16 protein-coding genes are annotated in these 25,712 nt (G+C 68.3%); 7 read left to right on the plus strand and 9 right to left on the minus strand.

Translation table 11 applies throughout. The features are described 5' to 3' along the window. Window positions 1-6 precede the first annotated feature (6 nt). The gene (locus tag ADE01S_RS04555) at window positions 7-2,403 is read left to right on the plus strand and encodes a TonB-dependent siderophore receptor (RefSeq protein WP_062680271.1); all 2,397 of its coding nucleotides are present in this window, start codon (window positions 7-9) and stop codon (window positions 2,401-2,403) included. Here ADE01S_RS04555 and ADE01S_RS04560 read toward each other — a convergent pair. Genes ADE01S_RS04560 through ADE01S_RS04580 form a run of 5 tightly spaced genes read right to left on the minus strand, consistent with a single transcriptional unit; the run spans window position 2,400 to window position 7,193 of the window. After that, the gene (locus tag ADE01S_RS04560) at window positions 2,400-3,314 is read right to left on the minus strand and encodes an NAD(P)-dependent oxidoreductase (RefSeq protein WP_062680272.1); all 915 of its coding nucleotides are present in this window, start codon (window positions 3,312-3,314) and stop codon (window positions 2,400-2,402) included. The genes ADE01S_RS04555 and ADE01S_RS04560 overlap by 4 nt on opposite strands. A gap of 49 nt (window positions 3,315-3,363) precedes the next feature. Further along, on the minus strand, window positions 3,364-4,794 hold the full coding sequence (locus tag ADE01S_RS04565) for an aldehyde dehydrogenase family protein (RefSeq protein WP_062680273.1): 1,431 nt from the start codon (window positions 4,792-4,794) through the stop codon (window positions 3,364-3,366). Window positions 4,795-4,825: 31 nt separating this feature from the next. Then, window positions 4,826-5,422, minus strand: coding sequence for a thiamine pyrophosphate-dependent enzyme (locus tag ADE01S_RS04570; RefSeq protein ID WP_062680274.1), 597 nt, complete (start codon window positions 5,420-5,422; stop codon window positions 4,826-4,828). 13 nt (window positions 5,423-5,435) lie between these two features. Continuing rightward, window positions 5,436-5,951 carry a thiamine pyrophosphate-binding protein gene (locus tag ADE01S_RS04575; protein WP_062680275.1) on the minus strand — a complete coding sequence of 172 codons (516 nt, stop codon included), beginning with the start codon at window positions 5,949-5,951 and terminating at the stop codon, window positions 5,436-5,438. 30 nt (window positions 5,952-5,981) lie between these two features. Continuing rightward, a complete protein-coding gene (locus ADE01S_RS04580) occupies window positions 5,982-7,193 on the minus strand; it encodes an ABC transporter substrate-binding protein (RefSeq protein ID WP_062680276.1) in 1,212 nt (403 codons plus the stop codon). Window positions 7,194-7,364: 171 nt separating this feature from the next. Between ADE01S_RS04580 and ADE01S_RS04585 the strand changes: the two genes are divergently transcribed. Then, window positions 7,365-8,291 carry a LysR family transcriptional regulator gene (locus ADE01S_RS04585; protein WP_062680277.1) on the plus strand — a complete coding sequence of 309 codons (927 nt, stop codon included), beginning with the start codon at window positions 7,365-7,367 and terminating at the stop codon, window positions 8,289-8,291. Between the two features lie 296 nt (window positions 8,292-8,587). Then, window positions 8,588-13,951: an autotransporter domain-containing protein gene (locus tag ADE01S_RS31945; RefSeq protein WP_062680278.1), complete on the plus strand. Its 5,364-nt coding sequence runs from the start codon at window positions 8,588-8,590 to the stop codon at window positions 13,949-13,951. A gap of 152 nt (window positions 13,952-14,103) precedes the next feature. Here ADE01S_RS31945 and purL read toward each other — a convergent pair whose 3' ends face one another. Continuing rightward, window positions 14,104-18,153 carry a phosphoribosylformylglycinamidine synthase gene (purL, locus tag ADE01S_RS04595; RefSeq protein WP_062680330.1) on the minus strand — a complete coding sequence of 1,350 codons (4,050 nt, stop codon included), beginning with the start codon at window positions 18,151-18,153 and terminating at the stop codon, window positions 14,104-14,106. A gap of 362 nt (window positions 18,154-18,515) precedes the next feature. Between purL and ADE01S_RS04600 the strand changes: the two genes are divergently transcribed. The 3 genes from ADE01S_RS04600 to ADE01S_RS04610 all read left to right on the plus strand — a co-directional run bounded on the left by ADE01S_RS04600 (window position 18,516) and on the right by ADE01S_RS04610 (window position 21,459). After that, window positions 18,516-19,073, plus strand: coding sequence for a TRAP transporter small permease (locus ADE01S_RS04600; protein ID WP_062680279.1), 558 nt, complete (start codon window positions 18,516-18,518; stop codon window positions 19,071-19,073). Further along, window positions 19,070-20,368, plus strand: coding sequence for a TRAP transporter large permease (locus ADE01S_RS04605; RefSeq protein ID WP_062680280.1), 1,299 nt, complete (start codon window positions 19,070-19,072; stop codon window positions 20,366-20,368). Before ADE01S_RS04600 ends, ADE01S_RS04605 begins: the two co-directional genes overlap by 4 nt. Before the next feature lie 62 nt (window positions 20,369-20,430). Continuing rightward, entirely contained in the window at window positions 20,431-21,459 is a 1,029-nt protein-coding gene (locus ADE01S_RS04610) for a DctP family TRAP transporter solute-binding subunit (protein ID WP_062680281.1), read from the plus strand. A gap of 170 nt (window positions 21,460-21,629) precedes the next feature. Here ADE01S_RS04610 and greB read toward each other — a convergent pair whose 3' ends face one another. The 3 genes from greB to ADE01S_RS04625 form a co-directional block, all read right to left on the minus strand. Further along, entirely contained in the window at window positions 21,630-22,181 is a 552-nt protein-coding gene (greB, locus tag ADE01S_RS04615) for a transcription elongation factor GreB (protein WP_062680282.1), read from the minus strand. A 71-nt stretch (window positions 22,182-22,252) separates the two neighbouring features. Further along, window positions 22,253-23,098, minus strand: coding sequence for a 3',5'-nucleoside bisphosphate phosphatase (locus ADE01S_RS04620; RefSeq protein ID WP_062680283.1), 846 nt, complete (start codon window positions 23,096-23,098; stop codon window positions 22,253-22,255). A 109-nt stretch (window positions 23,099-23,207) separates the two neighbouring features. Then, window positions 23,208-24,143: an alpha/beta fold hydrolase gene (locus ADE01S_RS04625; RefSeq protein ID WP_062680284.1), complete on the minus strand. Its 936-nt coding sequence runs from the start codon at window positions 24,141-24,143 to the stop codon at window positions 23,208-23,210. Window positions 24,144-24,480: 337 nt separating this feature from the next. Between ADE01S_RS04625 and cfa the strand changes: the two genes are divergently transcribed. Next, window positions 24,481-25,662, plus strand: coding sequence for a cyclopropane fatty acyl phospholipid synthase (cfa, locus tag ADE01S_RS04630; protein ID WP_062680285.1), 1,182 nt, complete (start codon window positions 24,481-24,483; stop codon window positions 25,660-25,662). The last annotated feature ends 50 nt before the right edge of the window (window positions 25,663-25,712 follow it).

Genomic DNA, 25,712 nt, shown 5'->3' on the forward strand with positions numbered 1-25,712 from the left:
CCCGATATGCCCTTCCGCTTTTCCCTCTCCGCGACCCGGCGCGCCGTCGCGCTGGCCCTGGCCTCGCTGGCGGCGGCCGCGCCGGTCCCGGGCGCGGCCGCCGACGCGCCGCCCGCCTCTCCACGCAGCCAGGCGGCCGCCGTCTACGACATTCCCGCCGGCACGCTGGACCAGGTGCTCAACGCCTATGCGCAGCGAGCGGGCGTCATGATCACGATCGACGGCGCCCTGACCGCCGGCGCCACCAGCCCGGGCCTGCGCGGCGCCTACGGCGTGCGCGAGGGATTCGCCGCCATCCTGGCCGGCAGCGGCCTGGCCGCCCAGCCCCAGGGCGGCGGCTATGTCCTGCGCCGCCTGCCCGCGGGCCAGGCCGGCGTGGCGACGCTGGAAGCCGTGACCGTGAGCGCCGCGGGCGTCGCGCCCGACAGCTTCGTGGCGCAGGAATCGCGCGCCGGCACCAAGACCGACACCCCCATCCTGGAAACGCCGCAGTCCATTTCCGTGGTGACGCGCGCCCAGATGGAGGCGCAGAATGCCCAGAGCGTGACCGAAGTCCTGCGCTACGTGCCCGGCGTGGCGGTCGAAACCTACGGCGTGGACCCCAAGGGGTTCGACTGGGTGATGATGCGCGGCTTCAACGCCCAATCCACCAGCGACTACAAGGATGGCTTGCGCCAGGCCGCCACCGGCTACACGCTGTTCCGCAGCGAACCCTATGCGCTCGAACGCATCGAGGTGCTTCGCGGCCCGTCCTCGGTGCTGTATGGCCAGGGCGACGCGGGCGGCCTGATCAACCGCGTCAGCAAGCTGCCTTCGGCCACGCCGCAGTACGAAACCGAACTGGAATACGGCAGCTTCCAGCGCAAGCAGGCCGCCGTGGACCTCACCGGCCCCGCCAATGAAGACGGCACCCTGCTCTACCGCCTGGTGGGCGTGGCGCGCGACGCCAATACGCAATTCACCTATCCGAACGGCGACCGCATCTCGGACGACCGGCTTTTCGTCGCCCCGTCCCTCACCTGGGCGCCTTCCGCGGCCACGCGCTTCACGTTGCAGACAGAGTTCCTGCATGACCGCTCGGGCGGCACCATCGGCACCGTCACCGTGAACGGCAAACCCACCGACATACGCAACGGCGACCCCAACTTCAACCGCTACGACCAGAAGCAGAAAACCATCGGCTATCTGTTCGAGCATCGCTTCAACGACACCGTGCAGGTGCGCCAGAACCTGCGCTACGGCACGGTAGACGCGCTGCTGGACAACGTGCTGGTGGTGGGCGTGAACCCGCAGGGGCTGACCCGCTCCGCGCGCCGGTTCGACGAAGGCATGACCGCGCTGGCGCTGGACAACCAGGTGCAGTTCAACCTGGACACCGGGCCGCTCTCGCACACGCTGCTGGCCGGCCTGGACTTCAACCGCAGCAGCGCCGACGTATCGCGCACCATGGGGCCGGCGCCCAGCCTGAATCCTTACGACCCGGTCTACGGCGTGGACGTTCCCACGCCCACGACGCCGCTGGCCAACTACCTGGAACGCACGCACCAGACCGGGCTGTACCTGCAGGACCAGATCAGGTTCGCCGACCGCTGGGTGCTCACGTTGGGCGGCCGCTACGACTGGTACAGCCAGAAAACCGAGAACCGCCTGCTGAACACGGAGACCGACCAGGACGGCACGCGCTTCAGCGGCCGGGCCGGCCTGAACTACGTAATGCCCAACGGCGTCGCGCCCTACGTCAGCTACGCACAGTCCTTCCTGCCGAACACCGGCGTGTCGGCGCCGGCCAACGGCAGCGCCCCGTTCGCGCCGTCGCGCGCGCGGCAGTGGGAGGCCGGCGTCAAGTACCAGCCGCCGGGATCGGATTCGCTGTACACGATCGCGCTGTTCGACATCAAGAAAAGCAATGTGCTGACCAACGACCTGCTGAACCCGGGCTTCCAGGTCGCCTCGGGCGAAGTGCAATCGCGCGGCGTGGAGGTCGAGGGCAAGTTCAGCCTGGCCGACGGCTGGGACTTCACCGGTTCGTACACCTACGTCAACGCGGAGATCACCAGCGCCAACAACGCCACCCAGGGCAACCGGCCGGCGCTGGTGCCCGAGCACACCGCCTCCGGCTGGCTGAACTACACGGTGCGCCGCTCGGCCCTGGCCGGACTGAGCCTGGGCGTGGGCGCCCGCTACGTGGGCTCGACCTACGGCGACAATGCCAACACGCTGAAGATCGCGGGCCGCACGCTCATCGACGCGGGCGTGTCCTATGCCGTGGACAAGCACCTGACCCTGTCCGTCAACGCCACCAACCTCTTCGACAAGGAATACCTGGCGACGTGCTCCGACCTCACGGATTGCTACCCCGGCAGCCGGCGCAGCGTGATCGGACGGGTCAAGTACCGTTTCTAGGCCGGCTTCCAGCCCTCCGGCACGCGCGGCTTCTCGATCTGGGCGAAGTGGCAGATGGCGTCGGCGATGCCGGAGAAGTCGATGCCGCCGAACTGGCCCGCCCGGGCCAGGCTGAACGATTCGTGCACGGCGGCGGCCACCGGCATCGGCACCTTGGCCGCGTGCGCGGCGCTCACGATCAGGGACATGTCCTTGTGGGCCAGGTCGATGGTGAATCCCGGCGAGGTGTCGCCGACCAGCACCTTGTTCGGGAAGTTCATCCGCAGCTGGCCGTTGGAGGCCGACGTGCCGTACAGCACCTGCAAGGTCTTGGTGATGTCCAGCCCGAAGCGCTGCGACAGCGCCAGCGCCTCGGCGTTGACCTGGCACAGCGTCACCGCGACGTAGTTGTTGACCAGCTTGGTGCGCCCGCCCGCTCCCACCGGGCCGCAGTGGTAGGTGGTGGTGCCCATGGCATCCAGCAACGGCTTGACGCGGGCGAAATCGGCGTCGCTCGCGCCCACCATGAACAGCGATTCGCCGCGGTCGGCATGCTCGGCCAGGCGGCCGACGGGCGCGTCCACCACCGTCATGCCATGGGCCAGCGCCTGTTCCTGCAGCCGGTCGGTGGCCAGCGGGTCGATGGTGCTCATGTCCATCAGCAGGCTGCCGCGGGCCGCATTGCCGAAGATGCCGCCGCTGCCCAGCGCCACCTGCTCCACTTCCTTGGACGAGGGCAGCATCGTCACGATGATGGCGCAGCGTTGCGCCACGTCGGCCACGTCCTTGCCCAGCGCCGCCCCCGCCACGGCCAGTTCTTCCATGGCCTGCTTGTTGATGTCCAGGACCACGAGGTCGAATCCCGCCTTGCGCAGGTTCAGCGCCATGGGCTTGCCCATGCGGCCCAAACCGATAAAGCCGATCTTTTCCATGCCTGTCTCCTCTGCTGCCGGCGTTCGCGCGCCGGTCAGCCGCGGTGGTTCAATAGCCGATGTAGGCGGTTTTGGTGGACGTGTAGAAGTCCACGGCGTAGCGTCCCTGTTCGCGGGGCCCGAAGCTGGAGGCCTTCACGCCGCCGAAAGGCACGTGATAGTCCAGCCCGGCCGTGGGCAGGTTCACCATCGTCAGCCCGCTGCGCACGTTCAGGCGGAAATGGTTGGCCGCCTTGAGCGAGGTGGTGCAGATGCCCGACGATAGGCCGAAGGCCGTGTCGTTGGCGACTTCCAGGGCCTCGTCGTAGCCCGACACCCGGATCACCGCGGCCACCGGGCCGAAGATTTCCTCGCGGTTGATGCGCATGTCGTTGGAACTCTGCGTGAACAGCGTCGGGCGCAGGAAATGGCCGGCGCTGGACGCGTCGGCGCGCTTGCCGCCTTCCGCCAGCGTGGCGCCCTCGCTCTGGCCCAGCTCGATGTAGCCCAGGATCTTGCGCAGCTGCGCGTCATTGATGACGGGGCCGATCTGGGTGCCCGCCGTCCGGGGGTCGCCCACGACCAGCTTGCGCATCCGTTCCGTCAGCGCCTGCACGAAGCGGTCGTGGATGCCGTCGGCCACGATCAGCCGGCTCGACGCGGTGCAGCGCTGGCCGGCGGAAAAGAAGGCGCCGTTCAAGGCGCACTCGACCGCCACGTCCAGATCTGCGTCGTCCAGCACCACCAGGGGATTCTTGCCGCCCATCTCCAGCTGCACGCGGATCATGCGCTCGGACGCGCCGGTGGCGATCTTGCGGCCGGTCGCGACGCTGCCCGTGAAGCTCACGGCGTCCACGCCGTCGAGCAGGGCCTGGCCGGCCGCCGCGCCCTCGCCGTTGACGAGGTTGGCCACGCCGGCCGGCAAGCCCGCGCGTTCCAGGATGGCGAAGAGTTCCCAGGCCGCGCCGGGCGTGTGCTCGGAAGGCTTGAGCACCACGGTGTTGCCGAAAGCCAGTGCCGGCGCCATCTTCCAGGCCGGGATCGCGATGGGGAAGTTCCAGGGCGTGATCATCGACACCACGCCCACCGGGTGCCGGCTGATCTGCACCCCGATGTCCGGACGCACGGACGGCAGGTTCTCGCCGCCGTAGCGCACCGCCTCGCCCGCGAAGAACTGGAATATCTGGCCGGCGCGCACCACTTCGCCCATGCCCTCGGCCAGCGTCTTGCCGGCCTCGCGCGACACCAGGGCGCCCAGCTCTTCCTTGCGCGCCAGGATTTCGTTGGCCGCGCGGAACAGGATATCGCTGCGCAGCTGCGTGGTGCTGCGCTCCCAGCCGGGCCCGGCGGCCCGGGCCGCCTGCACCGCCTGCCGCATCTGCGCCTCGTCGGCGCTAGCGTACAAACCGATCAGGTCCCGCGGATCCGCGGGATTGAGATTCTCCAGGGTACCGGCGCCTTCCACCCACGCGCCGCCGATGTAGTTTGCTTTCTGCGTCACTGTCTGCTCCTCGTATTGGGTCGCTGATTGGTCATGCGTGGCCGCCCTTGCCCTTACCCAGCACCGCCTCGCGGAACCGCGACCGCAGGTAGGGGCCGTCGCGCGGCGGCAGGCTGCCGGGCTCCGGCGCCGAAGACACTTTTAACACCAGGCATTGCAGGCCGGGCTGCCGCAGGCCGGGAATCCGGTCCGACAGTTCGGCCTCGCCGCGCACGGTGGCCGAGTCCGCGATGCCGCAGGCGCGCGCGACCCCGGCGATGTCCACCCCGCGCCCCGAATGCGCCGCCTGCATGCCGGTCTCGCCATAGTGCTCGTTGTCGATCACGATGATCTTCAGGTTCGCCGGCGCGCGCACCCCGATGGTGGCGAGCGCCCCCAGCCCCATCATCATCTCGCCGTCGCCGACGAAGGCCAGCACCTGGCGGGCCGGCTGCGCCAGCGCCAGGCCGAAGGCCACCATGCAGCCCCCGCCCATCGCGCCCCACACGTAGAAATTGCGGTCGTCGTCTCCCGCGGCCGAAGTGTCGTAGGTGGGATTGCCCAGGCTGGCCACCACCAGCGCGTCGCCGCGCTTATCCAGTATCCGGGCCACCGCCGTCCGCCGGTTCATCGTCGCTGTCGCGTTCATATCGTTGCCCGTCCTACTTGCTGAAGTTCTTGATGCCCAGCACGCGCTGGGAAATCACCACGGCGACCGCGCGGTTCGAGTTGAACGCGAGCAGGCTGGCGGCGCGGACCGTCTCCGGCACGTCCTCGCCCCGCTCCACCCGCTGCACGTAGACGCCCGCGCCCTGGAGCGCGGCCTCGGCGGACTGGCCCATGGGGCATTGCCAGGGATTGAATTCTCCCCATTCGCCGCGCATGGTGACCAGGCAGAGAAAGGGCATGCGGCATTCCTGGATCAGCGCGAGCATATTGATGCAGTTGCCCACGCCGCTGGACTGCATCAGCAGCACGCCCTTGGCGCCGCCGAGCCAGGCGCCGCCCAGCATGGCCACGCCCTCCTCCTCCGTGGTGAGGGAAATCGCCTCCACCTCCGCATCCGCCTCGAACAGCTTGATCAGCTGGCTGTGCCCCGCGTCGGGCACGTAGGCCATCTGCGTGATCCCGGCTTCTTTCAAGTTTCGATAGACCAACTCGGGCCAACTCTCTGCCATGATTCCCTGCCTCCGGTATGTGGATGAAACTCAGATCTGCGCTTTCAGCTCGCAGATGCCGGGCTTGGTCGGCGCGTAGGCCTCTTCGCCCGGAATGGTGGCGACCTTCTGGTAGTAATCCCATTCGCCCTTGGACGCCGAGGGCGACTTGACCTGCATCAGGTACATGTCGTGGACCATGGCGCCGTCAGCCCGGATGTACCCCTTGGTGAACATGTCGTCGATCGGCATGGACTTCAACGCGTTCATGACCGCGCCGGACTCCGTGGTGCCGGCGCGCTCCACCGCCTTCAGGTAGGTGGTGGTGGCGGAGTAGTCGCCGGCCTGGAAGGTCGTCGGCATCTTTTTGTTGCGCGCGTAGAAGCGCTTGCTGAATTCGCGCGAGCGCTCGTCCAGGTCCCAGTACCAGCCGTCGGTGAGGTACATGCCGGCCGTGGTGTCCAGGCCCAGGCTATGGATGTCCGTGATGAAGACCATCAGGCCGGCCAGGCGCATCTTGTCGCTGACGCCGAACTCCTTGGCAGTCTTGATCGAGTTGATCAGGTCCCCGCCCCCGTTGGCCAGCCCCAGCACCTGCGCCTTGGAGGCCTGGGCCTTCATCAGGTAGGACGAGAAGTCGGACGTATTCAAGGGGTGCCGCGTCGAGCCGGATACCGTGCCGCCGCTGGCCTGCACCACGTCCATGCTGGCTTTTTCCAGCGAATAGCCGAAGGCGTAATCGGCGGTCAGCATGAACCAGCTCTTGCCGCCCTGCTGGACCATCGCGGCCGCCGTGCCGCGGGCCTGCGCCGACGTCGAATAGGTGTAGCGCACCGTGTAGGGCGTGCAGGCTTCTTCGGTGAGGCTGTCGGCGCCCGCGCCGGCGCTGATGAAGACTTTTTTCTTCTCGGCGGCGATCGTGCTGATGGCCAGCGAAGCCGACGAGTTGGAGCCGCCGATCACCAGGTCCACCTTGTCCTGGTCCCACCACTGGCGGGCGCGGTTCGACGCGATGTCGGCGCGGTTCTGGTGGTCGGAAGCGAGTATCTCTATCGGCTTGCCCAGCACCTTGCCGCCGAAGTCGGCGACCGCCATGCGGATGGCGTCCAGGCCTCCCGCCCCATCGAAATCCGAGTACGGGCCGCTCATGTCGGTGACGAACGCGATCTTCACCGTGTCGCCCTGGGCCGCCGCCGCGCCCCCGCTGCATATGCCGACTACCGCCAACGCGACGGCACCTAACACTTTCGTCCTGGTTTCCACGTCTTGTCTCCTCGCTGTGTCGGCCTTGCCGCAGGATCGCCAAAGCCATCTCTGTTTTTAATAATATATTCACATACGATCTATTTTGAGCATATCGTTTTCCCCTAGGACGGCGTCCCGGAACGCTTCCCCCTCCCTATAATCCGGTATCGCCAACCCACGCTTCCCACTATGGATTTACGCCAGATCGAGTGCTTTCTCTGCCTCTACCGCAACGGCGGCATGACGCGCGCCGCCGCCGAGCTGGGCATCGTCCAGTCGGCCCTGAGCACGCAACTGGCCAAGCTGGAAAAGACCTTGAAGGTCCAGCTGTTCGAACGTTCCAGCCGGGGCGTAACGCCCACGGCCGCCGGGGTCGATCTCTACAAGATGCTGCTGCCGCTGTCCAAGGAGGTCGAAAGCGTGCGCCAGCGCATGCTGGATCTCAGCGGCGGCACCTCGGGCCTGATCCGCGTCGGCACGGTGCCGTCGCTGGGCGCCAGCATCGTGCCGCGCGCGCTGTCGCTCTACAGCGCCGAAAACCGGGACGTCGCCATCCGCCTGACCGAGGCCTATAGCGCCGGCCTGGTGGAACGGCTGGACGCGGGCGAGCTGGACGTGGCCATCGTCAATCTGATCCAGCCCGTGCGCAGCCTGGAAACGGCCCCGCTGGTCAGCGAGGAACTGGTGCTGGTCACCGCCTCGGACAGCCCGCTGCGCAACGTGGAATTCCAGGACCTGTCCATCGACGCGCTGATCGTGCCCTCGCAGGGCCAGGGCCTGCGCGCGATCATCGATCCGGTGTTGAAGAAGCGCGGCCCGGCCGCGCGGCCGCGCCTGGAAATGGACGCGCTCACGCCCACGCTGGAACTGGTGAAATCAGGCGCCTGGGCCACCATCCTGCCGGTCAGCGCCATCGCGCACGAACTGGACGCCGGCGCCCTGTCGGTGCGCCGGATCCATGCCGACATGCAGCGGCAACTGGTGGTGGTGAATCATCCGCGGCGCCCGCTCAGCCTGGCGGCGCAGCGCTTCGTCGCCGCGCTGGCGGCCGAGGCGCAAGACGCGGTCGCGCGCGCCCAGCGCTTCATGAAATCGCTGAAGCCCCGGAAGAAGTAGGCGGGCATCGAAAGGCCGGCCCCTCCCAAAGGGAGGAGGCTCCGGCTGGAACGACCCGCAAGTTGGCCGGGCCGCCGCGCCAGGCCTGGCCACGGCTGCGTCCGCCCCGCGCGGGAACGGCGCTTCCCGCCCGCGCCTTGAAAAAACGAAAAAGATCGGATTCCAAAATCGGAATCCTTCTATATATCCGCCCCGATGCCCCGAATTAACCTGCGTTTCGCCGGCGCATGATGGGTTGCGCCAGATCGACGCCGGCGCGCCATCCATCATTACAACAACGGGATCTACGCGGAACCATGAATCACATCTATCGGGTCATCTTCAACCGCCGCCTCGGCATCTGGCAGGTCGCCTCGGAGAAGACCAGGAGCCATTCCCGCTCCGGCCGCGCGCGCCAGCGGCTGGTCCGCGCGGCGCTGGCGGCCGGAGCCGCGCTCGCCGGCCCCGCGCTGTCGCAGACTTATTCCGGCGCCGACGAGGCCCATGGCCCCTTCTCGTCTGGCAGCCAGACTTTCCTGGAACAGAGCCGGCTGGAAGCCGATACCGAATTCGCGGTCGCGGGCGGCCAACAGACCTTCCGGGACGAAAGCCAGCTGAACGCCCTGTCCAGGAACGCCGTGTCGGACGGCGAGCAACACTTCTTCGACCAAGCCTCGCTGGCGGCCCGCGAGGCCGACGCCATCACGGGCGGCGAGCAGCGCTTTAACGACCAAAGCCGGCTGGAAGTCCGCGCCTCCAACGCCATCTCCGGCGGCACGCAGCACTTTCTTGGCGCCAGCGAGCTGATCGCCGGCGCCACCCGCTCCATTGTCGGCGGCGTCCAGATATTCAGCGAGAACAGCAAGCTATGGCTCAACGCCCAGGACGCCTTCGTGGCGCCCGGCTATGACTATCCCGCTCCGCCCCCGTCCCTGTCGTTCAAGGATGACAGCACGCTCAACATCACCCACGCCCGCGCCGCCCGGATCAACACCCTGGACTTCTCCGACCGCAGCGTCCTGAACATGGATGCCGCGGAAGGCATCACCGGAACGTCCTGGCTGCACAACGCCGACTACATCCGCCCGCCAACCCTCAACTTCCGGGACAGCAGCACCTTCAACGCCAACAGCTCCCGCGGCATCGCGGGGCCCTTCAGCAACTATTGGGGAGATCCGTGGCCGGCGGCGGAGCTCAATTTCCACGGCAACAGCGTCGCGAACGCCAACGCCGAGAACGCCTTTGGCGATGAAGTGAAACTCTCCTTCCACGACGACAGCACGCTCTATGCCAACACGAAGTCGGCCTACGTCATTTCCAAGGGCATTGACAATCAGTTCAACGATCGCAGCAGGCTCGTGCTGGCGGCCGAGGGCTCGCTGTCCGCGCCCAGGAAGGTCCAGGGAGGCACCGTTCACGCTCGGGGGCTGTCGTTCAAGGGCAACAGCGTGCTCGACGCCAATGCGGACAGGGCGCTGGACGGAAGCCCCGGCGACGAAGCGTCGGGCTGGCTCTCGTTCTACGACGACAGCGTGATGAACATCAACGGCCGCGATGTGCTGCGCGATGACGGCTATGGTTGGAGCCTGAGATTCTTAGGTAACAGTACGCTTAACGTCAATGCCGAGCAGGCGGCGACCACAAGCGTCTTCGCCTATCTGACCCTGGGCGGCAACAGCACGTTGAACGCCAACGCCGCCAATGCGATAAGAGGCTCCCTCGCCCTATGCGGCCCGAACGGCGCAGGAGGATGCCTGGGCCAAGGCCCCCATGGCGCAACGCTCAATGCCAACACCGCGCAGGCCATCAACGGCGGACGCCTCTACGTCTATGCCGGCCAAGTCAACGCGCAGGCGGCCGACGCCGTCAGCGCAGGCTACCTGCGCCTGGCGCAGGAAGGGGTGCTCAACGCCAACGCCGCAGGCTCGGTCAGCGGCGGCGAACTCCACCTGGGCCATCAGGGCGCGGTCCGGATCGGCGCCGAGAACGCGCTGACCGACAACGTAGCCATCCAGTTCGGCTACCAGCCCGCCGGCAACAACACCGACTACTACACCGGCGGCTCGCTGAACCTCGACGGCCACAGCACGACGGTCGGCCGAATTCAGGAACTTCGGCTCAGGCCCCTGCTGAACAACGACGGCCGCTACATACAGAACACCGGCGCCGCCGACGCCGTGCTGACCATCGACGGCAACAAACTGGGCGACTCCTATTTCAGCGGCGAAATCCGCGATGGCGGCGCCGGCTCGCTGCGCCTGGTCAAAACCGGCGCCAGCACGCTGACGCTGGACGGCGCCAGCGGACACAGCGGCGGCACCCTGGTGCGCCAGGGCAAGCTAGTGGTCGGCAGCGAGGCCGGCTCGGACGCGGCCTTGACGCACGACGTGACGGTGGAAAGCGGAGCCACGGTGGCCGGGCACGGGCGCCTCGGCGCCACCACCATCCTTGCCGGCGGCATACTGGCTCCCGGCGGCGCGGGCGGCGGCGGCCTGACGGTCACGGACCGCCTGACGCTGGCGTCCGGCAGCGTGCTCGACGCGGCCCTGAGCGCCCCCGGAGGCTCGGGCGCCTCGGTCGACGTGCGCGGCGACCTGATACTGGAAGGCGCGACGGTCAATGTGCGCGACGCGGGCGGCTTCGGCGCCGGCCTGTACCGCTTGTTCGACTACACTGGCACACTGGAACGCCGTGGCGACGCCCTGAAGCTGGGCGCCACGCCCGCGGGGTCCCAGGTGGCGCTCCAGTATCTGGACGGCGCGCGCCAGATCAACCTGGTCAACACCGCCGGCATGACGCTGAATTTCTGGAACGCCAATGGCGCGGCCAGCGCCACGCAGGCGGGCGGCGGCTCGGGCGTCTGGTCCAACACGGCAGCCATCTGGACCGACGCCAATGGCTCCGTGACGAGCGTCATGCAGCCCCAACCGGGTTTCGCCATCTTCGCGGGCGACAGCGGCACGGTGACGATCAGCGGCGTGGACGGGCCGGTGCGCAGCGCCGGCCTGCAATTCGCCAGCAGCGGCTATACGCTAGACGGCGACGCGCTCACCCTGGTGGCCGACGCCGTCCACCCCGCGCCGGTCGAAATCCGCGTGGGCGACGGCTCCGCCGCCAGCACGGGCTATACCGCCACGCTGCACAACGTCATCGCGGGCCAGGACGGCCTGCACAAGACCGGCGCCGGCACGCTGGTACTCACCGCCAACAACACCTACCAAGGCATGACCCGGATCTCGGCGGGCACGCTGTCCGTGTCGGCCGACGGCGCCCTGGGCGCGGCGGACAACGCCCTGCACTTCAACGGCGGCGCGCTGGGAACCACGGCGGACATGAACATCGCACGCAACATCGTGCTGGACGGCGCCGGCGCCTTCGACACGGCGGCCGGCACCCGCCTCACGCTCAGCGGTCCCATCGGCGGCGCGGGCGGCCTGCTCAAGACCGGCGCGGGCGTCCTGTCCTTGACCCGCGCCAACAACTACCAGGGCGGCACCACGGTGCGCGCCGGCACGCTGGCCGTGGACGCCACCGGCGCGCTGGGCCAGGGCCCGGTCCGGGTCGATGGCGCCACGCTGAATTTCAACGCGGACAGCAGCGCGCAATCCCTGCGGATCATCAACCGCAATGGCGGCACGACGCAGTTCCTGGCGCAAGCCAGCGCGGGCGAGGCAAGGCTGCATAACGAAGCCGGCGGCACGCTGGTGTTCGCCGACCGCGCCAGCGCCGCCCGGGCCACGCTGGTCAACGGCGATGGCGGCCGGATTCTCCTGCGCGACCAGGCCAGCGCGGACGCCGCCGCCATTCACAATGCCAAGGGCGGCACGCTGGACCTCAGCGGCCTGCGCGCCCCGGGCATCGCCATCGGCGCGCTGGAAAGCGCGGGCGACGTGTTGCTCGGCGGCGCCACGCTCACCCTGGGCGGCCTGGGCATGGACAATTGGATCGCGGGCGTGATCGCCGATGGCGGCGAAGCCGGCGGCGCGGGCGGCAGCCTGGTCAAGGCCGGCACGGGCACGCTGATGCTGAGCGGCGTCAATACCTACACGGGCTCGACCACCGTCCAGCAAGGAACGCTGCTCGTATCGAGCGCGTCGCGGATTGCCGGCCCGGTATCGGTCGCCAGCGGCGCCACCCTGGGCGGCGAGGGCACGGTCGGTTCGACGACCGTGGCGGCGGGAGGCATCCTGGCCCCGGACTACATGGACCGGCAGACCGGCCAGCAGGGCACCGGCACCCTGCGCGTCGCAGGCGACCTGACCCTGGAGGCCGGCTCGACCTACCGGATCGGCACGTCCGCCCACTACGGCGACGCCGGCCGCGTCGAGGTCACGGGCACGGCCACGTTGCTGGGCGGCTCGGTGCTGCATGCGAGCGCCGGCTTCAAGCCCAACTACGACTACACCATTCTCACGGCCGGCAACGGCGTCAATGGCACGTTCGAGAAGGTCACCTCCAACTTCGCCTATCTCGCGCCCAGCCTGGTCTATGCCCCACAGTCGGTAAAGCTGCGCTTCGAGCAGAACCAGTCCTTCGCCGCGCTGGCCCAAACGCCAAACCAGCGCGCCGTGGCCAACGCGCTGGACAGCCTGCCGGCCGACCACCCGCTGCGCGAGCGCATCCTGACCCTGCCCAACGGCGCGCCGCCGGAAGCCTTCAAGAATCTGTCCGGTGAAGCGCATGCCAGCCTCGGCGCCAGCCTGCAGAACACCGTCGCCAGCGCGCGCGCAACGCCGCTGGCCCGCCTGCGCGGCAACCTGAGCGCGCCCCTGCTGCCGGGCGCAGCCACGGCGTCCTCCGGCATGAGCGATGCAGGCGGCCCCGCGAGCGCCCTGCCCTCATCGTCCGCGCAACCGGTCTGGGCCGAATTCCAGGGCAGCCGGCAAACCCTGGATGGCGGCAACGGCGTGGCGGGATCGCGTCAAACCCAGTACGGGCTGTCGATGGGCGCCGATTACGCCGTGGGCTCGGGCTGGCGCCTCGGCGCGGCACTGACCTTCTCGGACGGCAACATCAGCGCCAGCGAGCTCGCCTCCAAGACTCGCGTGAACAGCTACGGCGCGCTGGTCTATGGCGGCAAGGCCTTCGACGCCGGTTCGGGCAAGCTCAATCTGCTGGTTGGCGGCGGCTACACCTGGCATGACCTGGGCTCCGAACGCTCCATCCACGTTGCAGGCCTGAACGAAAAGCTCAAGGCGGACTACGGCGCCAGCACGGCCCAGCTGTTCGCCGAACTGGGCTATGCCATGCCGCTGGACGGCGCCACGCTGGAGCCGTTCGCCGGCATCGCCTGGAGCGACACGCGCACTCGCGGCTTCTCCGAGTCTGGCGGCTCCGCCGCGCTCAGCGGCAAACGCAAGCGCGACGATCTGGCCAATACCAGCCTGGGGTTGCGCGCGCAGGCTCCCGTCTCTCTGGGAACGGCGGAAGGAACCGTGCGCGCCAGCGTCGGCTGGCGTCATGCGCTGGGCAGCGTGCAGACGCGCAGCACTTTGGCCTTCGACGGCGGGCAGCCCTTCACCGTGGCGGGCACGCCCATTGCGCGCAACGCAGCCTTGCTGGAACTGGGCGGCGAGGCATCGATCTCGCGCAACGCCTCGCTGGGGCTGGGCTATTCGGGCCAGCTGTCCAGCGGCGCGCGCGAGCATACCGGCACGGTGAACATGCGCTGGCGGTTCTGAACGCGCGGCGCAGCGCTCACGCCAGCTCCCAGAAAGAACGATCCCCACTCAGCGTATCGCTTCGTGGGGATCGGATGCGACCCATTCACTAACGCCCCCGGCAACCCTGGCAACGATATCCAGGACGCCGGGGCGCTTGCCCTTGTCCGCCCTTACTTCAGCCAGACTCGGGCGTTGCGGAAGATGCGCATCCAGGGGCTGAACGCGCCGCCCTTGTCCGCATTGCCCCACTTCTCGGGCGCCCACGACATCATCACGTTGCGGGTCACGCGTTCCGGGTGCGGCATCATCACGGTGAAGCGGCCGTCGGCGGTGGTGACCGAGGTCAGGCCGCCGGGGCTGCCGTTCGGGTTGAACGGGTAGGCTTCGGTGGGCTGGCCGGCGTTGTCGATATAGCGGACGGCCGCCAGCACGCGGGCGGCGTCGCCCTGCTGCGAGAAGTCCGCATAGCCTTCGCCGTGGGCCACGGCGACCGGCACGCGGGCGCCTTCCATGCCGGCGAAGAAGATCGACGGCGACTTGGCCACTTCGACCATGGACAGGCGCGCCTCGTACTTCTCGGACTGGTTGCGCGTGAAGCGCGGCCAGAATTCGGCGCCCGGGATCATCGGCGCCAGCGCGGCCATCATCTGGCAGCCGTTGCACACGCCCAGCGCGAAAGTGTCGGGGCGCGCGAAGTATGCCGCGAACTGGTCCGACAGCTTGCTGTTGAAGCGGATGGTGCGCGCCCAGCCTTCGCCGGCGCCCAGCACGTCGCCGTAGCTGAAGCCGCCCACGGCCACCAGGCCCTGCACTTGCGCCAGGTCCAGGCGGCCGGACAGCAGGTCGGTCATGTGCACGTCGATGGCTTCGAAGCCGGCGGTGTCGAAGGCCCAGCCCATTTCAACCTGGCTGTTGCAGCCCTGCTCGCGCAGGATGGCCACGCGCGGACGCTTGCCGGTATTGATGAAAGGCGCGGCCACGTCTTCCTGCGGGTCGAAGGCCACGGTCGGGCTCATGCCCGGATCCTTGGCGTCGTTCCAGACGTCCAGCTCGGCCTGGGCGCAGGCCGGGTTGTCGCGGCGGGCCATGATGCGGTAGGACACTTCGCTCCAGGCGCGGCCGAGATCGGCGCGCGGCTGGCCCCAGACCTTCTTGCCGTCGCGGTAGAACTCCACTTCGTCCGCGCCGTTCAGGCCGCCGATGACGTGCGAGTGGGCCGACAGGCCCGCGCCGCGCAGCACCTGCATGACGGCGTCGCGCTGCGATGCCGGCACCTGGATCACGGCGCCCGCCTCTTCCGAGAAGAGAGCCTTGAGCGTCAGTTCTTCGCGCTGCACCTTCACCTGATCCGGGCGGATCTTGTAATCGCCCCAATCCGCCGATTGCGGATCGAAAGTCAGCATGTCCAGGTTCACCGAGATGCCGGTGCGGCCGGCGAAGGCCATTTCGGTCAGCGTGGCGAACAGGCCGCCGTCGGAACGGTCGTGGTAGGCCAGGATGGTGCCGGCCTCGGCCAGGGTGCGGATGGTGACGAAGAACGCGCGCAGGTCTTGCGGGGCGTCGATGTCCGGCACGGTTTCGCCGACCTGGTTGTAGGCCTGCGCCAGGATCGAGCCGCCCATGCGATGGCGGCCGCGGCCCAGGTCGATCAGGATCAGGACGCTGTCGCCGGCGTCGGTGCGCAGCTGCGGGGTCAGGCTGGCGCGCACGTCGGCCACCGGCGCGAAGGCCGTGACGATCAGCGACACCGGCGCCACCACCTGGCGCTGCTCGCCGTCCTGTTCCCAGGACGTCTTCATGGACAGGGAGTCCTTGCCGACCGGGATCGACAGGCCGGTGGCCTGGCACAGTTCGCTCACGGCGGAAACCGTGTCGTACAGCGCGGCGTCCTGGCCGTCCACGCCGCAGGCGGCCATCCAGTTGGCCGACAGCTTGATGTCTTCCAGGCGCGCCACGTCGGCGGCGGCCAGGTTGGTCAGGGCCTCGGCCACGGCCATGCGGCCCGAGGCCGGGGCATCCAGCATGGCGATGGGCGTGCGTTCGCCCATCGACATCGCTTCGCCGCGGAAGCCCTCGTAGTCGGCCAGGGTGACGGCGCAATCCGCCACCGGCACCTGCCACGGGCCCACCATCTGGTCGCGGCTGGACAGCCCGCCCACGGTGCGGTCGCCGATGGTGATGAGGAAGGATTTGTTGGCCACGGTGGGGTGGCGCAGCACGCGGTAGGCGGCTTCGGTCAGGTCGATGCCGGCCAGGTCCAGCGGCTCGGACACGCCGGGCAGGCGGCGGACGTCGCGCGTCATGCGCGGCGGCTTGCCCAGGATCACGTCGATCGGCACGTCCACGGGACGCACTTCGGCCTCGCCTTGCGGGCGGATGGCGTCCAGGCCGGGCAGGCCTTCGCCGTCCACCACGCGCAGCTGGCGCTCCTCGGTGGCCACGCCCACCACCGCGTACGGGCAGCGTTCGCGGCGCGCGATGGCGTCGAAGCGTTCCAGGTCTTGCGGCAGGATCGACAGGACGTAGCGCTCCTGCGATTCATTGCTCCAGATTTCGGCGGGCGACAGGCCCGACTCTTCCAGCGGCACGCGCTTCAGGTCGAAGATGGCGCCGCGGCCCGCGTCGTTGACGAGTTCCGGGAAGGCATTGGACAGGCCGCCCGCGCCCACGTCGTGGATGGCGATGATGGGGTTGTTCTCGGCCTGCTGCCAGCAGCGGTCGATGACTTCCTGGGCGCGGCGTTCCAGTTCGGGGTTGCCGCGCTGGACCGAGTCGAAGTCGAGTTCGGCGGAGTTGCTGCCCATGCTGATGCTGGATGCCGCGCCGCCGCCCATGCCGATGCGAAAGCCCGGGCCGCCCAGCTGGATCAGCAGCGCGCCGGGGGGAATGACGTCCTTGTGCGTCAGGCCGGCGTCGATGCTGCCCAGGCCGCCCGCGATCATGATGGGCTTGTGGTAGCCCCAGCGCGTGCCGCCGGCGGTCTGCTCGAAGGAACGGAAATAGCCCAGCAGGTTGGGCCGGCCGAATTCGTTGTTGAACGCGGCGCCGCCGATGGGGCCGTCGATCATGATGGACAGCGGCGAGGCGATGCGGTCGGGCAGGCCGTGGTGGTCGGCTTCCCAGGGCTGCATGGCATCGTCGAAACGCAGGTGCGACACGGTGAAGCCCGTCAGGCCCGCCTTGGGCTTGGAGCCGCGGCCGGTGGCGCCCTCGTCGCGGATCTCGCCGCCGGCGCCGGTGGAGGCGCCGGGGAACGGCGCGATCGCGGTCGGGTGGTTGTGCGTTTCCACCTTCATCAGCGTGTGCACGGTGGTGTCGCGGCGGATGTAGCGCGCGCCCTCGGCGCCCTCGCCCGCCAGGCCGGGCACGCCGGCCTGGAAGCGCTGCGCGGGGCCGCCTTCCATGATGGCGGCGTTGTCGGAATACGCCACGACGGTGCCGGCCGGCTGCGCGTTGTGGGTGGCGCGGATCATGCCGAACAGCGTGTTGGGCTGTTCCTGGCCGTCGATCACCCACTGGGCATTGAAGATCTTGTGGCGGCAGTGTTCGCTGTTGGCCTGCGCGAACATCATCAGTTCGACGTCGGTGGGGTCGCGCCCCAGGTCGCCGAAGGACTTGGCCAGGTATTCGATTTCGTCGTCCGAGAGGGCCAGGCCCAGCGTGACGTTGGCCTCGACCAGCGCCTGGGCGCCGCGCGCCTGGACGTCCACGGTGCGCATCGGCTTGCCCGCCAGGGGCTGGAACAGCGCCTGGCCGTCGAAGCCGGCGTCCACCACGGTTTCGGTCATGCGGTCGTGCAGGCAGTCGGCCGCGCGCGCCAGCATGGCGTCGTCGAAGGACTTGGCGCCCAGCAGGCCGCGTTCCGGGGTGATCACGTAGCGCACGCCGCGCTCGATGCGGTGCACGGCGGACAGGCCGCAGTTATGGGCGATGTCGGTGGCCTTGCTGGCCCACGGGGAGATCGTGCCCAGGCGCGGGATCACCAGCAGCGCCAGGCTCTTGGCGGGCGCATCGCCCGTGGCCGGCGTGCCGTAGTCCAGCAGCTGGCTCAACTGGCTTTGCTGCTCGGCCGTCAGGGCGGCGTCGGTGCTGACGAAGTGCTCGTAGCGGGCGGATATGTCGGCCACCGGCAGGCCGGCTTCCTTCAACTGCGCCAGGAGGCGTTCGCGACGAAAGGAGGACAGGACGGAGGAACCAGGCAGATGCTGAACTAGGGACACGATGCGGGCGCCGTATAAAGAGAGGAGGAGCAAAACGTGATTTTACCCGTTTAGGGGGTTTTCCCGGAGCTGCCCTTCGATCCGCCCGCGAATGCTCGATTTCGGCTGTTGTTACAAAAGAATTCCGAGCTTTCGGGATGCCGATATTGCATAGCAGCATTCCACCCTGCTCTTTTAGGATTCGGCGTTTTCATGCCGGACCGGCGGTGCCGGCGGCACATTTATGGTGCATCGCACCATGTTGCAGCCATCCCGCACCGCGGGAAAACACGAACTATCGCTCCCACGGCGCGACGGTAGGATGCAGCGACCCCATAAATAAAAATGCATAGCGCCTACCCGCGCGCTGGCCGTCGCCTCACATGTCCCGCCCCGAAGCCCCCGCCGAGCCCGTCGAACCGATCATCCCCGCAGAAACCGATCCCGCCGTAAAAGTGCCGCTGGCCATCGAGGACTGGCTGGCCGTGATCCTGCTGGCCACCCTGGCCATCATTACCTTCCTGAACGTGCTGGTGCGCTATTTCACCGACCAGTCGTTCGCGTGGACGGAAGAGATCTCGGTGTTCCTGCTGATCGTCCTGACCATGGCGGGCGGCAGCGTCGCCTTCGTGCGCAACCACCACATCCGCATCGAGATCCTGGCCGACAACGGCTCGCCGCGCCGCCAGCGCATCATGGCGCTGATCTCCAACGGCTGCGTCCTGGCGTTCTTCCTGCTGCTGACCGTGCTGTCGGTCAAGCTGGTGGCCGACGAATACATCTACGAAGAGACCTCCCCCGCCATCGGCGTGCCGACCTGGTGGTATTCGATCTGGCTGCCGGTCATGGCCGCGGCGATTTCGCTGCGCACCCTCGGCATCCTGCGCCGCATCGCGCGCGCGCCGCTGGCCGCCGACACGGCCCGGGGGGAACAGCCATGATCGCGGCCATCCTCTTTACCGTCTTCATCGTGCTGATGCTGATCGGCGTGCCGGTCGGCGTGGCGCTGGGCCTGGGCGGCACGGTGGCGATCGTGCTGTCCAACCTGGACACGCCCTGGTATGGCCTGTTGACGGTGCCGCAGAACTTCTACGCCGGCCTGGCGAAATACCCGCTGCTGGCCATCCCGATGTTCGTCCTGGTGGGCTCGATCTTCGACCGCTCCGGCGTGGCCAAGCGGCTGGTGGACTTCGCCATCGCCATCGTCGGGCGCGGCCCGGGCATGCTGCCGCTGGTGTCCATCGCGGTGGCCATGTTCCTGGGCGGGATCTCCGGCTCCGGCCCGGCCTGCGCGGCGGCGGTGGGCGCGGTGATGATCACCGCCATGTCGCGCGCCGGCTATCCCGGCTCGTTCTCGGCCGCCGTCGTGGCGGCCGGCGCCGCCACGGACATCCTGATCCCGCCGTCGGTCGCCTTCATCATCTATTCGGTGCTGGTGCCCGGCGCCTCGGTGCCCGCCCTGTTCGCCGCCGGCATGGTGCCCGGCATCCTGGCCGGCCTGGCGCTCATCATCCCGGCCGTGTGGCTGGCCCGCAAGCACAAGATGGGCGGCCTGGAAGCCCACCTGCCGCGCCCGCCCTTCTGGGCCAGCCTGCGCGAAGCCTCGTGGGGCCTGGCCGCGCCGGTCCTGATCCTGGGCGGGATGCGCATGGGCTGGTTCACGCCCACGGAAGCGGCCGTGGTCGCGGTGTTCTACGGCCTGTTCGTCGGCATGTTCATCCACCGCAGCATCAAGCTGCGCGACCTGTTCACCATCTTGCGCGAGGCCGCCGAACTGTCCGCCGTGATCATGCTGGTGGTGACGCTGGCCGGCATCTTCGCCTGGGCGCTGTCCACGCTCAGCGTGATCGATCCGATCACGCACGCCATCGTCAACTCGGGCCTGGGCGAATGGGGCGTGCTGGCGCTCTTGATCCTGCTGCTGATGACCGTGGGCATGTTCCTGGACGGCATCTCCATCTTCCTGATCTTCGTGCCGCTGCTCATGCCCATCGCCAACGCCTATGGCTGGGATCCGGTGTGGTTCGGCGTGATCCTCACCCTGAAGGTGGCGCTGGGCCAGTTCACCCCGCCGCTGGCGGTGAACCTGATGGTGTCCTGCCGCATCGCCCGCGTGCCCATGGAATCCACGGTGCGCTGGGTGGTGTGGCTGCTGGGCGCGATGTTCCTGGTGCTGGTCGCGGTGCTGGTGTTCCCGCAGCTGGCGCTGTGGCTGCCGCACAAGCTGGGTTATTGAGCAGGCGTTACGAGTACGCATTACACAACAACAGACAGACTTGCAAAGAGAGGAGACGCAACATGAAATTCCGCAACTTGATCGGCGCCGCCCTGTGCGCCGCGGCGGTGGTGGGCATGGCGCCCGCCCACGCGCAGAACTACAAGCCCGAGTACAAGCTGTCGATCGTCGTCGGCACCACCTTCCCGTGGGGCCAGGGCGCGGAAATCTGGTCCAACCTGGTCCGTGAGCGCACCCAGGGCCGCATCAACATCAAGGTGTATCCCGGCACCTCGCTGGTGCAGGGCGACCAGACCCGCGAATTCACCGCCATCCGCCAGGGCGTGATCGACATGGCCGTGGGCTCCACCATCAACTGGTCGCCGCAGGTCAAGCAGCTGAACCTGTTCTCCCTGCCCTTCCTGATGCCCGACTACGCCGCCATCGACGCGCTGGTGCAAGGCGACGTGGGCCGCGAAATGTTCAAGCTCATCGAAAAGGCGGGCGTCGTGCCGCTGGCCTGGGGCGAGAACGGCTACCGCCAGCTGAGCAACTCCAAGCACCAGATCAAGAAGCCCGAGGACATGAAGGGCATGAAGCTGCGCGTGGTGGGTTCGCCGCTCTACATCGACACCTTCACCGCGCTGGGCGCCAACCCCACGCAGATGAGCTGGGCCGACGCGCAGCCCGCGCTGGCCAGCGGCGCCGTGGACGGCCAGGAAAATCCCCTGTCCATCTACACCGGCTCCAAACTCTACACCGTGGGCCAGAAGAACCTGACCCTGTGGAACTACGTGGCCGACCCGCTGATCTTCGTGGTCAACCGCGAGGTCTGGAATTCCTGGTCCGAAAAGGACCGCGACATCGTGCGCCAGGCCGCGCTGGACGCCGCCAAGCAGCAGATCGTGATCGCCCGCAAGGGCGTGACGCCCGAGGATCCTTCGCTGCTGAAGGAGATCGAGGGCCACGGCGTCACCGTGACCTCGCTGTCCGCGGCCGACCACGAAGCCTTCGTGAAGATCACGAAGCCCGTCTATGACAAGTGGAAGAAGCAGATCGGCGAAGACCTGGTGAGCCTGGCCGAGAAGTCGATCGCCAACCGCAAGAAGTAAATCCGCGACACGCGGACCCGCAAGAACACTGCAAGCCCCAGGGGAACCGGCGGCGCAAGCCGCCAACCGAGGCAGGGACATCAGATCCCGCCCGCCAACGGGCGCCGGCCACAAGCTGGCGCCCGTATTTTTTTGGGCGCGCCGCGAGCGTCCGGGCGCCCCCCGCCCGGCTACTCCGGATACGCGACTTCCAGGATGTCCAGCTCCTCGATCCCGCCCGGCGTGCGCAGGACCACGGTATCGCCTTCCCTGGCCTTGATCAGGGCGCGCGCCACCGGGGAAATCCAGCTGATCTTGCCGGCCAGGGGCTCGGCCTCGTCGACGCCCACGATGGTCACGCGGTGTTCCTCGCCGGCCTTGTCGGAATACAGCACCGTGGCGCCGAAGAACACCTGGTCGCGATTGGGCTGGGCGGCGGGGTCGACGACCTCGGCGATGTCCAGCCGCTTGGTCAGGAAGCGCATGCGGCGGTCGATTTCGCGCAGGCGCTTCTTGCCGTAGAGATAGTCGCCGTTCTCGGAACGGTCGCCGTTGGACGCGGCCCAGGACACCACCTGCACGACGGCCGGGCGCTCCACGTTCATCAGCTGCGTCAGCTCGCCGCGCAGGCGTTCGTAGCCGCCGGGCGTCATGTAGTTCTTGGTTCCCGCCGGCAGCGCCTGGGCCTGCGGCAGGTCGTCGTCGTCCTCGTGATCGGACTCTTTAACAAAAGCTTTGTTCATGGCGGTTGCGCCGCTCGGGCGCGGTCATAGTCGATAGCTTGGAAGGCAAGGCGGCGGCGCCGCCGCCCGCGTCAGAACCAGTCGTGCCAGACCGGCTTAAGATCGGAGGGCAGCGCCGGCAGGCGGCCCAGGTCCATCCGGCTTTCCTTCGGGCTGTGGAAGTCGGACCCGCGCGACGCCAGGAACCCGTAGCGGCGCGCCACGTCGGCATACTGGCGCGCTTCCTCGGCCGTATGGCTGCCGGTGTTGACCTCGATGCCCACGCCGCCCAGCTGCAGGAATTCGTCGAACAGCGCGGCGAACTGCAAGGGCGTGTACTTGTAGCGGCCCGGATGCGCGATGACGGCCAGCCCGCCCGCGCCGCGTATCCAGCCCACCGCCTCCGCCAGCGTGGCCCATTGCATGGGCACGTGGCCGGGGCGGTCGTCGCCCAGATGCTTGTTGAAGACGGTCTGCACGTCGGGGCAGTACCCGGCCTCGACCAGGTAGCGCGCGAAGTGCGTGCGGCTGATGAGCTCCGGGTTGCCGGCGAACGGCAGCGCGCCTTCGTAGGCGCCCGGCATGCCCATGTCCGCCAGGCGCTCTCCGATGCGCTTGGCGCGTTCGGCGCGGCCGGCGCGGGTTTTGCGCAGCCCTTCGATCAGGACGGTGTTTTCGGGATCGAAACGCAGCCCCACGATATGCACCGTCAGGCCCGCCCACGTGACCGAGATCTCGACGCCGGTGGCGAAATCCATGCCGACCTCGCGCGCCGCGCTGGCGGCTTCCGCCAGGCCGCCGACTTCATCGTGGTCGGTCAGCGCCCAGACGTCCACGCCGTTGGCGCGCGCGCGCTGCGCCACATCGCGCGGCGCGAGCGCGCCGTCCGAGACGGTGGAATGGCAATGCAGGTCGATATTCAGGGTACGCGCGTTCATGGGCCTATTGTAGAGAAGGCCCGCCGACGTGGATAGCGCCCTGTCCGTCCCTGGTTTGGCGGGGTGACGCCAGGGCCTGTGCAAAGGCTCGATTTGGTATGAACGGGCCCTAAGCCAGCAGGAAGGCCGCCACCGGCTCCACCTGCTCGTCGGCGATCAGGGTGGGCGCGTGGCCCACGCCGCGCACCTCGTGCGCCTGGGCGCGCGGGTTGCGCGCCAACATCTCCTCGACCGTGGCGCGCGTCAGCAGGTCCGACCGTTCGCCGCGCACGATCAGCACCGGGCAGGCCACGGTGTCATAGGCGCGCCACAGGATCTGCTCGCCGGCGGCCAGTTCCTCGGGCGTCTGCGCGGCCAGGGCCTGCGACAACGCCAGGTCATAGTGCTTGACCCATTTGCCGCCCTGCTCCGGGTAGAGATAGCGGGCCAGGTCGGCCCATTGCGCGTCCGTGTGCGGGCCGAAGGTCTCCGAATTGGCGCGCATCGTCGCCACGGCCTCTTCGAACGATGCGAATTCGCCGGGCTCGCCCACGTACTGGCCGATGCGGGCCAGCGCGCCGGTTTCCAGCCGCGGGCCGACGTCGTTGAGCACCAGCTTGTCCAGGCGCACGCCTTCGCCGGGCGGCAGCATGCCCGCATGCGGCCGCAAGGCCAGCATGGCCTGGGCGAACACCGCCGCGCCGGAGAGCGCCAGCCCGATCAGCCCGCCCATGGAGGTGCCCAGCCACGCCAGTCGCGCCGGCCGCAGCCGGGCGATCAGGGTCACCATGTCGGACACGTATTGCGGCACCGTGTAGAACGCCGGATTGGACAGCCAGTCCGAGCGGCCCCGGCCCACCACGTCGGGGCAGACCACGCGGTAGCGGCCGGCCAGGCGGCGGGCCAGCGTGTCGAAATCCCGGCCGCTGCGGGTCAGGCCGTGCACGCAGACCAGCACCTGGTCGTTGGCGGGATCGCCCCATTCCCAATAGGCCATGCGATGCAGGCCCGCCGGGCTGGCGCAAGTGACAAATTCCAAACGGGGTTCCAGGCTGGCGTCCACCATCGATACACTCCACGAATCCGTGCGCGCCGATACGGCGGCGCGCTAGGCCGGTATCTTATAGGACGGCGACGGGGCGCGTAGTGTAATCGCGCCGGGCGTGCCGGCGCATGACAGCCGCTCGGACAGCGGCATCCGGGCCACGGTCCTGGACTATCGGCGCGGTCGTCGCTACGATCATCCCATCCGGATCGACGCCCCGCCCGCCGGGCGGCCAGGGAATTGCGGTTGCCTATCGGCGCGATCCAATCATTAAATTGGAGTTGCCCGGCCTTTCGCGCCACAGTTCAGAGTCTCAGCATTGCCAGATCAGTCTTCCCAAAATTGATATGGAGTCCGTATGCAGCAAAGCAGTCCCGCCACCCCGCTAGCCACCGACGATCGCGCGGTCGCCCTCCCTCCCCCCGAAGCCCCCAAAGTGTTGCAGGACGTCCTGGCCCGAGCCGACGTCCAGATCAACGGCACGCGCCCCTGGGACATCCATGTGCACGACAAGCACATGTACGACCGCGTCTTCGCGAGCTGGTCGCTGGGCCTGGGCGAGTCCTACATGGATGGGGAATGGGACTGCGACGAGCTCGACGAACTGTTCACCCGCCTGTTGCGCGCCGACATGGGGTCGGCGGCGCTGGGCCTGGCGCGCGTCAAGCTGATCGCCGAGCACCTGCGCCACAAGCTGTTCAACCTCCAGTCCAAGCACCGCGCCTTCGAGGTCGGCAAGCAGCACTATGACGCCGGCAACGACGTGTTCGAAGCCATGCTGGACAGCCGCATGATCTATTCCTGCGCCTACTGGGAAAACGCCGGCACGCTGGAGGAAGCGCAACTGGCCAAGCTGGACATGATTTGCCGCAAGCTGCAGCTCAAGCCGGGCGAAACCCTGCTGGACATCGGCTGCGGCTGGGGCGGGCTGGCCAAGTTCGCGGCCGAGCGCTATGGCGTCAAGGTCACCGGCGTGACCGTCTCCAAGGAACAGCTGGCGCTGGCGCAGGAACGCGTGAAGGGCCTGCCCGTGGAACTGCTGCTGCAGGATTACCGCGACCTCCAGGGCAGCTTCGACAAGGTGGTGTCGGTGGGCATGTTCGAACACGTGGGCCCCAAGAACTACGACACCTACTTCAGCCACGTGCAGCGCCTGATGGCGCCGGACGGCGCATTCCTGCTGCACACCATCGGCATCGCGTCCACCAGCCAGAGCACCGACCCCTGGATCGACCGCTACGTCTTCCCCAACGGCAAGCTGCCCTCGGCGCGCGAGATCGCGACGGCCGTGGAAGGCCGCTTCATCATCGAGGACTGGCACAACTTCGGCGCCGACTACGACCGCACGCTGATGGCGTGGTGGGAGAACTTCGAGCGCGCCTGGCCCGAGCTCGAACCGCGCTACGGCACGCGCTTCTACCGCATGTGGAAATACTATCTGATGTGCTGCGCGGGCTTCTTCCGGTCGCGCGAGGGCCAGCTCTGGCAGGTGATGCTGACCCATCCGCAACGCCGGGACACGTACCGCTCGCTGCGCTGAGCGCGGCGGCGCCCCGCGGATCCGGGCGTCCGCCGCCGATGGGCGGCCCG

The sequence above is a fragment of the Achromobacter denitrificans NBRC 15125 genome (assembly GCF_001571365.1).
Lineage (GTDB): Bacteria > Pseudomonadota > Gammaproteobacteria > Burkholderiales > Burkholderiaceae_B > Achromobacter > Achromobacter denitrificans.

Excerpts from the sequence above, each read along its gene's own strand:
- ADE01S_RS04585 (WP_062680277.1), top strand. The coding sequence starts at position 7,365 with ATGGATTTACGCCAGATCGAGTGCTTTCTCTGCCTCTACCGCAACGGC.
- ADE01S_RS04610 (WP_062680281.1), top strand. The coding sequence starts at position 20,431 with ATGAAATTCCGCAACTTGATCGGCGCCGCCCTGTGCGCCGCGGCGGTG.
- ADE01S_RS04575 (WP_062680275.1), bottom strand. The coding sequence starts at position 5,951 with ATGGCAGAGAGTTGGCCCGAGTTGGTCTATCGAAACTTGAAAGAAGCC.
- ADE01S_RS04555 (WP_062680271.1), top strand. The coding sequence starts at position 7 with ATGCCCTTCCGCTTTTCCCTCTCCGCGACCCGGCGCGCCGTCGCGCTG.
- ADE01S_RS31945 (WP_062680278.1), top strand. The coding sequence starts at position 8,588 with ATGAATCACATCTATCGGGTCATCTTCAACCGCCGCCTCGGCATCTGG.
- ADE01S_RS04625 (WP_062680284.1), bottom strand. The coding sequence starts at position 24,143 with ATGGTGGACGCCAGCCTGGAACCCCGTTTGGAATTTGTCACTTGCGCC.
- ADE01S_RS04620 (WP_062680283.1), bottom strand. The coding sequence starts at position 23,098 with ATGAACGCGCGTACCCTGAATATCGACCTGCATTGCCATTCCACCGTC.
- cfa (WP_062680285.1), top strand. The coding sequence starts at position 24,481 with ATGCAGCAAAGCAGTCCCGCCACCCCGCTAGCCACCGACGATCGCGCG.
- ADE01S_RS04570 (WP_062680274.1), bottom strand. The coding sequence starts at position 5,422 with ATGAACGCGACAGCGACGATGAACCGGCGGACGGCGGTGGCCCGGATA.
- ADE01S_RS04560 (WP_062680272.1), bottom strand. The coding sequence starts at position 3,314 with ATGGAAAAGATCGGCTTTATCGGTTTGGGCCGCATGGGCAAGCCCATG.
- greB (WP_062680282.1), bottom strand. The coding sequence starts at position 22,181 with ATGAACAAAGCTTTTGTTAAAGAGTCCGATCACGAGGACGACGACGAC.
- ADE01S_RS04605 (WP_062680280.1), top strand. The coding sequence starts at position 19,070 with ATGATCGCGGCCATCCTCTTTACCGTCTTCATCGTGCTGATGCTGATC.
- ADE01S_RS04600 (WP_062680279.1), top strand. The coding sequence starts at position 18,516 with ATGTCCCGCCCCGAAGCCCCCGCCGAGCCCGTCGAACCGATCATCCCC.